The following is a 13,936-nucleotide window of genomic DNA, read 5'->3' on the forward strand; positions in this document are numbered from 1 at the left end:
TTCACATTTTGTTTTTTAAAGATTCTATAAAATAATTGTATAACATTTGTTTAAGTTTTGTATATTCATTTGCACTATATCTCTGTTTGAAATGTGAACTTTTTCTTAACTTAAGGGAGATTGCTGTTTCTGTTATTCCATTTTTTTCTGCCTGTATTATAATGGAATATAGTTAAACTATTGGAACAGCAGGAGGGTATAATGGAACAAACGTTAAGAATTACAAACGTGCTAGCAGATCCCACGCGATATTATATATATCAATATATCGTTAACAACCATCAAGATGTATCTGTACAGCAAATTGCCGATTCTTTTAAAATTCATCCAAATGTAGCACGACTACATTTAACTAAACTTGAAGATGTGGACATGCTTACCTCGGATGCACGTAAGACAGGGAAAGGCGGACGCCCTAGCAGGCTTTATCGATTATCCGATAAAGTCATTCAACTTCATTTTCCATACAGGGACTATCAGCTTCTTTCAAGAATTGCTATTAAGACGATGATGACATTAGGAGAACAAGGAAAAAAGGCTCTTTATGAAACAGGGAAGGTATTTGGCGAGGAATTAATCAATCAGCAGCTATCCCTAAGCTCAACGTCGAGTGACGATCTGACTTTTGATGAAAAAGTCAGCATGCTTAAAAATGCAGCTACCATTGCTGGGTTCTCACCTGAAATACAGGCAAGCGAAGAAGAAAACAACATTCTCTTTCGAATCTTCAATTGTCCTTTTAAAGAAGTTACCAATGTCGAGTCTAGTACAATCTGTGCAATGCACAACTCATTCTTAAAAGGTATGTTTGAAGCATTGTTTGACAATGTCAAGATTGTGGAATTAGGAAATATGATGGAAAATTGTGTAACATGTTCTTATCAGGCGTCGGTTCTCGCATAGAAACAAAAGGCATCCTTTACATTACCTTACAATTTCATTTATAATTATTTTGAATGCACACGACTAGACAAAAGGAGGGATTCGGATGGAACGCATGTTCAGAGTATGTGGTTTTTGGACAGGAATTATGGCAATATTCTTTTATCTTGGCCATATGCATCAAACTTCTTTACTTTTCTTCGCACAAACCGGCTTTTTTGTACTCTTAAGTTATTTGAAATTATCTGAGCGCATGTATATTTATGTTTTTGGCGCCTATCTTACCGTTTTCTTTGCAGGATTTTCCTACTGGAGCGTATTTATGATGACGCCAGGTACTGCACATTAAGGAACAGAGCAATATACATAACCCATGAATCTTGATTCATGGGTTTCTACATGTCTTTATTCAGGAAATAGTCTCACTTTCTCGGCTAAATTCTTCGATTGTAGCAACACCCTAAAATACTCACTATGGCCACCAGGAACAATTAACCCCCGTATTGCTCGGTTCCGCTTTGCTGTTTTTGAGAAAGGATCCGTCTCTTGGTGATCTTTCAGTTCCTCAAGAATCCCTGTTTTGAGTAAAAATTCATTTTGCTGAAATAGTCCTTCCATAGAAAAATTCACATTTTTTCCGCTTTCGATTAATGTGTCAAAATGAATATGTGATGTCAGATCCATCTCACCCGGATACTCAAGTACTTTTTTCATCATTTTATGCTGATAATACCCTCTTAAGCTTCCCTGAAGATGGGCTGGTTCCTTCCACTCCTGTTCCGTATAGCCATAATCGATTGTAAGAAGAACACCTGATTGAATATGCGAAACGATTTTCTCATATTCTTGTATCATTTTAAGTGGTACTTCATAGCGCTGTTTTTCATTTAACATGATATTCTGTTTTGATAGGTAGTTAAGAATATCTTGATTTTTCAAAGGTTCCTTTATTTCTACTAATTGTCCTTCCTCTACAGTGATAAATACCTCTACTAGAGCTCCCTTATTCATTTCAATGACATGTACAGGCAACGCATCAAAAAGTTCATTAGAGAAGACAATTCCATTTACATTCGGCAAATTTTCTAAACTATCCATAAAAGCAACCTGGTTAAACACCCCTACACGCTCTTGCTGAACCTTTCTGTGGTAAGGGCTACTGTCTACTAGGATATAGGTGAGTGAGCTCCACAGCACCTGCTCTGTTTCTTTTATAAAGGCCAGGATATCATAGGCAAGCTTCCCATCTCCTGCACCGATTTCGATTATTCTCGGAGGCAATCCGCATTCTTTTATCAAATAGATAAACCACCTGGCTAGTGCCCTCCCAAATGCATCCCCAACATTACCAGATGTATAAAAATCCCCATTTGTACCGATTTTCTTCTTTTCACGCACATAATAACCTATATTTGGTGTATATAAGACTGCTTCCATATAATCATGATAGGAAATTCTATATTGCGGACTGTTTACAATCATTTCTTTCAGGAGATTTTTCATTTTAACACCTCTTCTTTGATCCCCTTCCACAATAAGCTCATGCACAAAATAGTTTTTGATTATATTACTTCTTTGTTCAATAAACGTGTAATTTGATCTGCTCCAAAAAAAAGCAAACTCAGAACATATCTTTTGATACTATAGCTATAAAAGCCTTCCCCGTATCTATTAGTGCGATTTCGTCAAAATCAAATCGAGGATGGTGATGAGGAAAATGGGTGTTGTCATTCTCATTTCTTGCACCGATTTTAAAATATGTACCTGGTTTCTCTAGTAAGAAATAAGAAAAGTCCTCTGCTCCCATGGAAGGGGAAAATTCAACTACAGCTTCTTCAGAAAAGGTATTCACAAAAATGTTTCGAACCTTCTCCGTTTCCTCCCTATGGTTGTATAAAGCAGGATAACCATTCAGATAGTCAATTTTATAGGCTGCATGATTTGCCTCGGTAATCCCTTTCACTATCGAGCGAATTTCTTCTTCGATTTGGAATCTTACTTCTTGATTGAATGTACGTACGGTCCCTTCGAGTTTGGCCGTATTCGCAATGATATTAAAGGCCGAGCCAGCATGAAAAACTCCTATAGTTACAACTGCAGATTGTAGAGGGCTTATTCTTCTGCTCACGATTTTTTGCAATGCTTGGACAATCTCACTTCCAATCACGATCGAATCAATGGCTTCCTGAGGTCTAGCCCCGTGACCGCCCTTTCCTTCAATGGTGATTTCAAATGCGTCCACTGCAGCCATTTTGTAGCCGCTACCCACCGCTATTTTCCCTACAGGTATATCTGTGGCTAAATGCGCTCCATAAACGGCATCCACGCCCTCTAAGGCCCCATCTCCCAGCATATCCTTCGCACCGCCTGGTGGCTTTTCTTCTGCATGCTGGAAAACAAAAATAACACGCCCCTTTAATTTTTCACGGAACTTGCTTAATGTTCGGGCTGTTCCTAATAGAGCCGCAGTATGACCATCATGACCGCACGCATGCATAACTCCTGATTTTAAAGACTTATAGGGTGTCTCTTTTTCATCCTGAATGGGCAATGCGTCAAAATCCGCTCGCAATGCAATGGTTTTACCAGGATTCCCTCCGGATAATATGCCTATCACACCATTACCACCAACATTTTTCCTAACTTCTAATCCAAAACTAATTAGTTTCTCTGCAATAAATTGCGAGGTTTCCGTTTCTTGAAAAGATAATTCAGGATACTGATGCAAATGCCTTCGCCAATTTACAATGTCAGTAAAACCACTTTCTAAATCTAACAAGGCCTTCTCCAATATACCTTTGTTCTCACTCTCCATGATCCCAACCTCCTTTCATGTTCTTAAAACCTAGAAAAGCAGCACGATTTATTTTAATATTCAGTATAATTGCGAAAGTAATATTTTTCAATAAATTTACATTTTTAAATTTAACAATAAAAAAAGGTGCCAAACCTGGCACCTGCAAAAGTTTTTTATCTCAAAAAGGGGTTTGTATTCTTTTCATCTAAGATCGTCGTAACTGGCCCATGACCAGGAAAAACAATAGTATCATCAGAAAGCGTTAGCAGTTTTGTATCAATGCTTTTTAAAAGCACTGATTCGCTTCCGCCTATTAAATCGGTTCTGCCAACACTTCCCTGGAACAATACATCCCCGGAAAAGAGCAACCGCTCTTCCTTCGCATAATAAGACACGCTGCCCGGTGAGTGCCCAGGGGTTTCGAATACTTCAAAAGTGAACCCACCAATAGTAAGTTCCTGCTCATTTACGAGAATATGGTCGGCCGGCTTCATCCGCATTGGGTTTTCCGGGAACCACTTCTGTGAACCATTTAATGCAGGATCAAGCAGCCACTTTGCTTCCTTTTCATGAATATACGCAGGTATCTCATAATAGTCGCGGATTGCATCAAGTGCTCCAATATGGTCAAAATGAGCATGTGTTAATAAAATCGCTAGCGGCTTTAACTTTTTAGTCTGTATGTACTGAATAATTTTCTGCGGCTCCTCACCCGGATCGAAAATAATGCAGTTCTGTCCATCGGAAACTACATAGCAATTCGTTTGCAGCGGGCCTAAAGGAATTTGAGTCCATTTCATTTTATCAACTCCAGTATGATTTTCTACCCTTATCTTACACCAATTTAAGCTACTATTGTTAATCCAGTTTACTCACGCCATAGAAGTGTCACCTTTTAAACCTCGACAAACAATTGAAAAAATATTAAAATATTAACAAATGCAATCTTTTCTACATATTTTTGGTAGCTACTTTATTCTCTGGGTATATTATTAGAGATTAGGTTTTCATTACTTAAAAGGGGGTTTTGATATGATATTAATGGTTGTTTTCGGACTTGTGGCTATCCTAGGTGCAGCAGCTGTGGTTACCTCATTAAAACACAGAAACTTCTTAGGATTCATTTTTGCAGCAGGCAGTGCAGTCGTGTTTGGTTGGTTTACTGTTATGACTGTCATCAACAGCGGTTTTCCTGTTGCACATTAAAGAAAAAAGCTCGCCATGCGGCGGGCTTTTGTTTTAGGTCATTAACTTTCTTTAAATAATCTCTGTATTTGATGGGTTTTCATATCAATGATTTTCTCAAATTGATATCCATATAAGCATAGGCTGCCATCAAGCGAACAGCTTAATGGTTCATTTTCCATGTCCTTCATCAATTCTTCTTGTGTGCCTTTTTCCCAATTTAATTTAGTTAAGGTAAACCTGCCATCATATTGGTCAACATCTTTTGATTCATTAGGAATAAAGGTTATAAATTCCTTATTTTTTTCAATGAAATCATAGGATGGAATCACCCAATCTGAAAAGCTTTTCAATAGCGGTAAGGAAAAAGAGTGGATCGGTTTGTTTGTCTGATCATAAAAAGCATATGTACCCCGATCTTGTTTTTCTGTCTCCACTTGAATCGTCATTAGCGCCTGTTTCATTTTTTTAAAGTGAATAACATCGAGCATTAGGCTTTCTACTCCATCATCATTCAGCGCTTTTCTTTCTAAAGGAGCCGTCAAAGCGGGTTCTTCCCTATTCCAATCAAGAAACATCAGTTCTTTTTCACTTGACCACTGAGCAAATGGCTGCGGAAAGTCGAGCGTTTCCATTGTTTGCTCTTCTGGATTTAACACATAGCTGCTGTATGTCCAGTCTTCATTAAAACTAGATAAAAACAACATGCCATCTTGATATGAATTCCACTCATAAGTTAATTCATAGGCTGGTATTGCCACAGAATACAGTGGATTTCCTGTTTGATCAAGGATCGCTATTGATGCTTTACCTGAAGACGTGAAGGACGATACCAAAATATGCGTACCAGCTGGACTGATTGATACTTCAGAAAGCGCAAAAGACGGCTGATAAAAAATGGAAGTATCATTCGTTTCCAAATTCCATACCATCAACTGTGATAAATCATTACCATCCTGCTTCACAGAATATAAAATGGTTTTAGAATCAAGCCATCCATAAATAGCTTCGATCTTTTCTGTTTTTGAAGCTGGGATCTTTAATGTGCTTAATGAAGTTTCTTGGTTAGATTGGGAGTGTTCTTTTTCCGTATCATTTACGGGTTTACTAAGGTCCTTGGAAGGCTCACAAGCCGAGATAAGTAGGATAGTGGAGATAAATAATGCGACGAAACACAACATCTTACAGATAGACAGCTGCTTACAAAGAGCTGCTTTGGATACTTTAATCTCCACACACCTCCCACTTCAAAACTAAAACGCCTGGCATATGTGAGCGAGACATTAGAAAGAGTAAAGATTTCCAATCGAAACCCTTACGCCTTTCATTATAAAGTAAAAAAGAGAAAATGTGGCGAATAATTATCTTATATTTTCGTGGAAGTATATTCCTTCGAAAATCGTCATCACATATACAGCCCTGCCATTAAAATCTTCACTGAATCTTCATATATGGTAGGCATATGCGATAGTGGAAGTGGATTAATACCCTTACCTAACTCAATTGTGATTCCTACCCGCTTGAACTCCTGAATAAACCAATCCTTATACCCTGCATGGCTGTCAACATATTGGACAGCACGGTATCCGCTCCGCTCCTCAAACTCTTTTGCTATATTTGCTGCCTGCTCTGGTTCATGTCCTTCATATCCCCAATAAAACTCTTTTCCCTGTGTATGAAGCGCTAGCACTCTTTCAAAATTTCGTCTTTCAGCCAACTCCTTCATGGCCACTGCTTCTGGCTCTGATAAACAGGTCTCTCCTGGAAAATCCCTCGGTGCAGGCGCCTTTGGAACCTTCCTCTTCTTTTCAATCTCCCAATTAGCTGGATATTGATTATTCAGATCTACTCCACGGATATTGGCTTTCCAGGCATAAAATGCAGGGTTATCATTATTTATTTTCAGCACATCAACCTTTTCCTCTGCAGCCACCGCCCCCTTGAGGACAAGATCAACCCCATCCGGGTTTACCATTGGAACCATCGAAATAGTCACATCTCTATAGAAGGGCAGGCAATCCATTCCGCAAAGAGAACTACCATTCGTAACTGAAAGTAGCAAATCATTCAACCATTTCATCAAGACCGCCGATGTAATCCATTCATTTGCATGAAAAGAACCGTTGTAATGAATAACCTTATCACCTTTACCTATTCTTACTTCAAGGAGCTCTTTCCCTAACACACTCACACCAATCGATTCAACTTTTATAAAAGGGTAATGAAAAGATAAAATTTCTAGGTCATCAAGAAGCGACTGATAATCATAGAGCTTTTCTGTGACAAGGAGAGGTTCCATGATTCGAACGGGTACAGAAAATGGTCTTTGTTCAACATGATTTACCATTAATAACGCATCAATAGGCAGTTGATATTGTAAAGCAATAGCTGCTAAATCGATATCTAGCCGGGTTTCCTTCTGAAGAATGAAACCCGGAATTTCCACATCCAGGCCTTCTGGCAAAATCCCTTCATGAATATCGGGATTGGCATCTTCAATTAATTCTTTTGGGATTTGAAACAAATCACTGTAATACGCCAACCTATCACCGCTTCTGCTCACAACTCTCATAGCCTTCGCCCCTTTCATTGTTTAATCTTTATGAAACGAAAAGCCGAAAGATGTTCACCAATCCCCAGCGTTTTATAATAGGATGCAGTTATCCTGAATTCCAGTTGAATTATCTTTAGAAAAACAAAAAACCTGGTTTTCACCAGGTTCCTTACATCAATGCTCATAAAATCGAAGCAAATCTCCGTATATGATTTTGTCTGAGTATTCAAGCTCTTGCTTTGCCTTTTCCAAATACCTTTCACATGATTCCTTTTCCGTAGGCTCTCCGGTTTTTTTATCATAGCAGGTATCCATAGTATAGAGATAATTCTTCATGATGAAGCTGCTATCGCGAAGAACGGTAAAATCAATTTTCTCCTTAGAAAATAAGTCTTTTCCGAATTCGATATAATCATCATTTTCAATACCCAGTAAATGAAGGAGAGTAGGCCTTACATCAATCTGCCCAGAAACGGTGGAAATGGTTTGTCCCTTCTCCCCAGGAATATGAACGATCAATGGGACACGCTGAAGTTGAATGGATTCGAACGGAGTGATCTCCTTCCCAAGGAACTGGCTCATCGCTGAGTTGTGATTTTCCGAAATTCCATAATGGTCGCCATATAATACAATAATAGAATCTTCATATAAACCGTCACGTTTCAAATCCGTGATAAATTGTTCTAACGCTTCGTCAGTATAACGGACAGTCGGAAAATATTGATTCAATGTTTTGGAATTAGAATTGTATTCTTCCAATGTCCTGTCTTCTTCATTCAAAGTAAATGGGAAATGATTGGTTAAAGTTATGAACTTTGCATAAAAAGGCTCCGGCATTCCCTTTAAGTGAGCAATTGATTGCTGGAAAAATGACTTATCATTCAAACCCCAATTGACCGAATTTTTTTCTGAAACCTTATAATCATCACTATTATAAAAACGCTGGTATCCAAGAGATTCATACATCAAATCACGATTCCAAAAACTTTTGTTATTGGCATGCAAGGAAGCTGTATAGTAGCCATTTTCCTTTAATATTTCAGGAGTAGCCTTATATTCATTCTGGGCATGTGTAAAAAATACTGCGCCTCTTCCTAATGGATAGAGAGAATTTTCAATAATGAACTCGGAATCGGACGTTTTTCCTTGACCAGTTTGGTGATAAAAGTTATCAAAGTAATAGCTCTCTTTAATAAATTCATTCAAAAACGGGGTGATTTCTTCACCATTCACGGTTTTATTGATGACAAAGCTCTGGGTGGATTCCAATGATACAAGAATCACATTTTTTCCTTTGGCAAGCCCATAGAAGTCATCATTCTCTGCTTTTTGATTGGCGCGAACATAATTTTCAATCTCAGTCAATTCACTGCCATCTGCTAAAGCACGCTGAGCCGATGATTTTGTCTGTAATATGGCATCATACAGGTGGTAATGGTACGTACCGATGTTTTTAACGAGGATTTCACGGTCAAAAGTACGAGTAAGGAGTTCAGGACGCTCCGCTTCTGCTAACGCTAGGTTAAAAAACGTAATTCCTATCGTCATTAGTAAATAGAATTTTCGATCCTGCAGATTATTCGCTCGATTAAAGAATAATTTCGGTTTGTATTTTAAAAGTATTATCAAGAAAAGAAGATCAACAAAATACAAAAGGTCACTCGCATTAATCAGTTCATGAACACTGCTTCCAAGGTCGCTCATATTGCTCGTCTGAAAAAGCACTGGAATGGTTAAAAAATCATTAAAAAAGCGAAAAAAAACAAGGTTGGCAAACAGTACTAAGGTAATTAAAAAACTCATGGTCAACAAATAGGCTGTTCGTCTGGTTTCTTTCAAAAAAATATTTACGCCAAGAGCAAGTAAAAGGAAGCTGACCGGATTAATGAATAATATGATTTCCTGAACCCAATTTTCAATATCTATCTCAAAACTTGTTTTATAAGCGATGTATGTTTTAAGCCAAAGTGATAAAAACACAACCCAAAATAACGAATATTTCTGATTCTTGAAGTCCCTTTTCAATCTGGTCCCTCCTAATAAAAAAAGCGTTGGAGCTATAATCTTTTACTTCCAAACAACAAAGCACTTTCCATCACGATTCATTGTTCACTTACAACTGATAGTTAGTAGAAAAATTGAACTTCCTAACTGAGATGAAGCCTTACAATTTGTTAGATGCACAAACTTTTTTTTGAAAATTACATTAATTAACCTTATAACCCTGTTTGTACAGGGTTATAAGGAAAGAATCATGGATTTAATTGATTTTTAATAAGCCAAGCTGCTCCAATTACCCCTGCATCATTGCCTAGTGTTGCAAGGCTAATTTTCGTTGATTTACAAACCCGCTTAAATGAATATTTTTCAAATGCCGAACGGACATTGGCGAGCAGAATGTCTCCCGCTTGTGAAACGCCTCCACCAATAACGATTTTATCTGGATTCATAACATTCCCAACATGTGATAAGGCTAACCCTAAGTAATTGCATACCTTATCTACCACAGCTTTAGATAGAGGATCACCTGCATTTGCACATTGGAATAACAATTTAGAAGAGAGCATAATTCCCTCGTTGATTTTCTGCTGAAGAAGGGACATTTGCTCGGAATTGTGCAAAGCCTCTAAAGCCAGTCGGACGATTCCTGTTGCTGAAGCAACCGTTTCCAAACAACCCGTTTTCCCGCAATTGCATGGAGCTCCACCATCTGTTACAACGGTTATATGTCCGATTTCGCCCGCCGCCCCACTTGTACCATGGACGATTTGCCCATTATGGATGATTCCGCCACCTACACCTGTTCCAAGAGTAACACATACAAGGTCCTTAGCTCCATTACCCGCGCCTTTCCACATTTCCCCCAATGCTGCCATATTGGCATCATTATCGATTACAGCTGGAAGAGATGTCTCCACTTCCAATAGATCTTTTAAAGGATAGTCTTTCCATCCTATATTGATGGCTTCATAAATGGAACCGTTAACAAATTTCACAGGACCAGGGGCGCCCATTCCTATACCTAACACTTTACTCTTCGGTTCATTGAGTTCTTCAAGCTTCGCATCAATCGCTTTGGCTATGTTCATCGTAATGAATTTGCCATTTTCGGAGATGTCAGTGCTGATTTCCCATTTATGAATAATCTCTCCGTATAAATTAATTAGAGCAAGCTTGGTAGTTGTACCGCCTAAATCGACACCCATCAGCCACTTTTCCATCATTCTCACCTTTTTATCAATTTTTTTTCTGCTTTTCCCTTTCAAGAGACAATTGCTGCCTAATTAAAAGTATCGCCATTTGATAATCTTTCGTGTCCATCATCTGCATTCGATGAATTTCTCTGATTTCTGCTTCCATCAGTTCAAGCTCGGCTAAACGATCACCAATATAAATAAACGTCCCGAATCTTTTCAAATATTGTTGAAGATCATAAAATGTTTTCATAATAAACCTCTTTACTCTATTCTATGGAAAGTATAACGAATCCGCCGCCATGTAACAAGCGCAGATTTCCCCTTATGATAATTTTTCCCATCCCCTCATAGTTGTCCAACTCTATTCATATGATGAAACATTAGGAAAGTGAACGTTCATTGAAGGTCTTTTGAAATTTCCATATTTCATTATTCGAACCAACCTAGTAATTTGAACAGTCATCATACGTTAAAACGGAGGGGAAAAATGAAACTACAATTGAAGTATACTGTTTTTTTAGTACTAACTACCATTTTTGTCATCCTTTATTTTTCAAATAAAAATCAGGTAGAGGAAACCATTATTTATTTTCCTATCGATACCTCTCTCCATTTTGAACAAGCTGCCACTCATTTGACGCCTAAAAAAATAGGAGATTCAACATACTCTATAACTTGGAAGGTCAATTCTTCGTTGGACCGGTCTGCCTACCTACGCCAAGATGTCTCCCTGCTATACAAAAATGGGAAATTGGCTGGATCTTTAAAAAATTGGAGACAAAATAAACAAGGACTCTCCCAAAAAGCTAAATCCAAAGAAAGCGAAAGCGGGCGTTATGAAGCCGTAACTTTTCACTATGCCGAGGTACACCCAACTGAAACCATTTTTACCAGTGCTCAACAACTAAGTAAAGATAAACTATATACCGTAACTACACCAACTTTTCAATATTTCCATAGACCTCTTTCCGAAGTTCAGAACGAATGGAAAAAAACGCTGGACAACTTGACCGATGAAATTACTCAAAACAGTTTGGAGGAAGCTAGTAATACATTTCAAATTAATCAAGATCAGTACAAAATTATCTCATTAACCGAGTTACCTTCAAAAAAAAACCAATGGCTTTCTGCCTTTCCCCAATTCCAACGTGAAGAAATTGTAGGAAAGCTTTGGGAGGGACTTTATAAAAATTATGTGTTAGGCGTAAAAAAGGAGGACGGCTCTACTGTGAGTTCACAAGGTAGCACCATCCCCCAATTGCTTGTAGCAAAGAATCAAAGTGAAATACTTGTCTTGTTTACACTGGAAGACGGTACCCCTATTATGCTACGTCAGAAGCTATAGTTGATTTTCAATTTCTTTTAATAATTTAGTATATGATTTTTTCTCTGGAGCAAGCTCAATTGCCTTTTGAGCTTGTTCTTTAGCTTGATCATATAACTCTAATTTCACATAAACTAAGGCCAGATTATAATGGGCTTCATGTAATTCAGGGTTTTGTTCAATCGCTTTTTCATAATAATCACGAGCCTGATTTATATCCTCTGCGCCAAAAGATAAATTTCCTAGTATAAAAAGTGAAAGCGGTGCGTCAGAATTTTCATTCACATATTTGACCAATATATCCTCCGCTTTATCTTCTTCTTCATTGTCAATGTATTCCAGGGCCAACATAGCCATGGTTTTATCATCTATAGCTGCACTATTCTGATGGTTAAAACCGAATTGCAGCAAGATATATGTCAGTATTGCCGTTCCTATTAAAAAGGCCAGCTGACGCAAGAGATTTTTAGCTTTTGGAAGGTGGACCACTCCAGCAGCCAAGAAGCCGCCAATCAATCCGCCAATATGCCCTGCATTGTCAATGCCTGAAACAGTGAAACCATAAACCAGATTAATAATAATTAAAACGATGACCGAAGAGCCCATAGATCGCATAAATAATTTCGGATATACAATTCCAAAATACAGAAGTGCCCCAAAGCAGCCGAAAATAGCACCGCTCGCTCCTGCTGAAAGATTTGGTGTCATAATAAAGCTGCCCAAAGTCCCGGCAAACCCAGCAAAAATATAAATGAATAAGAACCTGGCGTTTCCATAAATCCTTTCTACTTCAGCACCGATTAAATACAACGAAAATGTATTCATAAGTAAATGGATAAAGCCAATATGGACGATCATCGGGCTAAAAAATCTCCACCATTCCCCTTGCATGATGTAGGGAGAATATTTAGCTCCAAACTCAATCAGCGTCTTCGAATTGGTGCTTCCACCATTGAACTCCATCAAGATAAAAACAGCTATTTGTATCGCAATGAATATGTATGTAAAGAATGGTTTAGAATTTTGAAACACTTTTTGCTCAGCCTTAATCTTTTTAACGGATTCCGTGATGGCGGCCTGCTTTAACGTGAGAACTTTTTCTTCATCTAAATCTTCAGCTTTCAGATCGTGAATGGTTAGCGGTTTTTTTAGGACATGCTCAAGATTTTGTAACGAAGCGGGAAACGATTCACAAGCTAAAATAAACGTGTTAACCTTCGTTTTTTGAAATGATGCAGGCTGCAAACTAAATTCATAATCATCTACTGGAGCAAATTTACTCACGTAGATACTTAATATCGAAATAGGTTTTTTGTATAATTTTCTTCGGATTTTTTCCCCATTCTGCAAGGTTCGGTCAATATCGCGTTTCAGCCAGTTTGCCCAATCCAAATCATGACGAATAAGTCTGATGACCGGGAACTCCTTGTTTTTATCGCTTTCGAGCCAAATCTCCTGATGGTTTTCCGTGACAGTGATCATTCGATAATCATATTGGGTTGACAACTGCCTTACAGTCTCCCAAAACAAATAATCCTCTTTAAATCCCAATACCTTCCCCACTTTCCAATGAATCTTTTCCTTCTAAAATTCCTGTTTCATTTAATTAAAACTATAGACGAAATTAAGAAAAAAGTAAAAAAAGAGACTGTTTAATTCCAATCTTTCTCTCCTTTTAAATAAAAAAGGAACCCTTATTGAAGTGAACCCAAAAAGTTAGACACTTTATTTAATTAGGCAGCCTTGAGGGCATGAATCCGGTAATCTACCGGGCTCATGCCTTTTAATTTTACCTTGATTCGTTGATGATTGTAGTAATGGATATATTCCTCTAATTCTTGTTTGAAATGCTCCATGCTTTCAAATTCTTGAAGATAGAGTAATTCGGATTTTAATAAGCCAAAGAAGTTTTCAATGACCGCATTATCGAGACAATTTCCTTTGCGGGACATGCTTTGTGTAATGTTATGTCTTTTCAAATCATGAGAGTATTGTTT

14 protein-coding genes are annotated in these 13,936 nt (G+C 37.9%); 4 read left to right on the forward strand and 10 right to left on the reverse strand.

Annotation, left to right across the window (positions count from 1 at the left end; translation table 11 throughout):
* Nucleotides 1-201: 201 nt before the first annotated feature.
* Nucleotides 202-903, forward strand: a complete 702-nt coding sequence (locus AKG34_RS15745) for a helix-turn-helix transcriptional regulator (RefSeq protein WP_053346949.1) — start codon at nucleotides 202-204, stop codon at nucleotides 901-903.
* 85 nt (nucleotides 904-988) lie between these two features.
* Nucleotides 989-1,231 (forward strand): DUF2626 domain-containing protein, encoded by a 243-nt coding sequence (locus tag AKG34_RS15750; RefSeq protein WP_053346950.1) that lies wholly within the window; start codon nucleotides 989-991, stop codon nucleotides 1,229-1,231.
* Nucleotides 1,232-1,287: 56 nt separating this feature from the next.
* Here AKG34_RS15750 and AKG34_RS15755 read toward each other — a convergent pair whose 3' ends face one another.
* The 3 genes from AKG34_RS15755 to AKG34_RS15765 form a co-directional block, all read right to left on the reverse strand.
* On the reverse strand, nucleotides 1,288-2,385 hold the full coding sequence (locus tag AKG34_RS15755) for a class I SAM-dependent methyltransferase (protein WP_053346951.1): 1,098 nt from the start codon (nucleotides 2,383-2,385) through the stop codon (nucleotides 1,288-1,290).
* A 118-nt stretch (nucleotides 2,386-2,503) separates the two neighbouring features.
* On the reverse strand, nucleotides 2,504-3,676 hold the full coding sequence (locus AKG34_RS15760) for an amidohydrolase (protein WP_053348132.1): 1,173 nt from the start codon (nucleotides 3,674-3,676) through the stop codon (nucleotides 2,504-2,506).
* 176 nt (nucleotides 3,677-3,852) lie between these two features.
* Nucleotides 3,853-4,479, reverse strand: coding sequence for an MBL fold metallo-hydrolase (locus tag AKG34_RS15765; protein WP_053346952.1), 627 nt, complete (start codon nucleotides 4,477-4,479; stop codon nucleotides 3,853-3,855).
* Between the two features lie 232 nt (nucleotides 4,480-4,711).
* Between AKG34_RS15765 and AKG34_RS27100 the strand changes: the two genes are divergently transcribed.
* Nucleotides 4,712-4,885, forward strand: coding sequence for a DUF2759 domain-containing protein (locus AKG34_RS27100; RefSeq protein WP_082527590.1), 174 nt, complete (start codon nucleotides 4,712-4,714; stop codon nucleotides 4,883-4,885).
* A gap of 41 nt (nucleotides 4,886-4,926) precedes the next feature.
* On the opposite strand, the gene AKG34_RS15770 is transcribed toward AKG34_RS27100, so the two are convergent.
* The 5 genes from AKG34_RS15770 to AKG34_RS15790 form a co-directional block, all read right to left on the reverse strand.
* On the reverse strand, nucleotides 4,927-6,099 hold the full coding sequence (locus tag AKG34_RS15770; RefSeq protein WP_053346953.1) for a YqgU-like beta propeller domain-containing protein: 1,173 nt from the start codon (nucleotides 6,097-6,099) through the stop codon (nucleotides 4,927-4,929).
* Between the two features lie 170 nt (nucleotides 6,100-6,269).
* Nucleotides 6,270-7,436 carry a M14 family metallopeptidase gene (locus tag AKG34_RS15775; protein ID WP_053346954.1) on the reverse strand — a complete coding sequence of 389 codons (1,167 nt, stop codon included), beginning with the start codon at nucleotides 7,434-7,436 and terminating at the stop codon, nucleotides 6,270-6,272.
* 156 nt (nucleotides 7,437-7,592) lie between these two features.
* Nucleotides 7,593-9,443, reverse strand: coding sequence for an LTA synthase family protein (locus tag AKG34_RS15780; RefSeq protein ID WP_053346955.1), 1,851 nt, complete (start codon nucleotides 9,441-9,443; stop codon nucleotides 7,593-7,595).
* A gap of 227 nt (nucleotides 9,444-9,670) precedes the next feature.
* Nucleotides 9,671-10,642 (reverse strand): ROK family glucokinase, encoded by a 972-nt coding sequence (locus AKG34_RS15785; protein WP_053348133.1) that lies wholly within the window; start codon nucleotides 10,640-10,642, stop codon nucleotides 9,671-9,673.
* Between the two features lie 13 nt (nucleotides 10,643-10,655).
* Nucleotides 10,656-10,865 carry a YqgQ family protein gene (locus AKG34_RS15790; protein ID WP_053346956.1) on the reverse strand — a complete coding sequence of 70 codons (210 nt, stop codon included), beginning with the start codon at nucleotides 10,863-10,865 and terminating at the stop codon, nucleotides 10,656-10,658.
* A gap of 237 nt (nucleotides 10,866-11,102) precedes the next feature.
* Between AKG34_RS15790 and AKG34_RS15795 the strand changes: the two genes are divergently transcribed.
* A complete protein-coding gene (locus AKG34_RS15795) occupies nucleotides 11,103-11,960 on the forward strand; it encodes a hypothetical protein (RefSeq protein ID WP_053346957.1) in 858 nt (285 codons plus the stop codon).
* Here the strand turns inward: AKG34_RS15795 and AKG34_RS15800 are convergent.
* Both AKG34_RS15800 and AKG34_RS15805 read right to left on the reverse strand, forming a co-directional pair.
* Nucleotides 11,955-13,490 carry a rhomboid family intramembrane serine protease gene (locus AKG34_RS15800; protein WP_083450814.1) on the reverse strand — a complete coding sequence of 512 codons (1,536 nt, stop codon included), beginning with the start codon at nucleotides 13,488-13,490 and terminating at the stop codon, nucleotides 11,955-11,957. The genes AKG34_RS15795 and AKG34_RS15800 overlap by 6 nt on opposite strands.
* A gap of 182 nt (nucleotides 13,491-13,672) precedes the next feature.
* On the reverse strand, nucleotides 13,673-13,936 hold a 264-nt coding region (locus AKG34_RS15805; RefSeq protein ID WP_152952370.1), incomplete at its 5' end, for an IS3 family transposase.

Source organism: Peribacillus butanolivorans (assembly GCF_001273755.1).
Lineage (GTDB): Bacteria > Bacillota > Bacilli > Bacillales > DSM-1321 > Peribacillus > Peribacillus butanolivorans.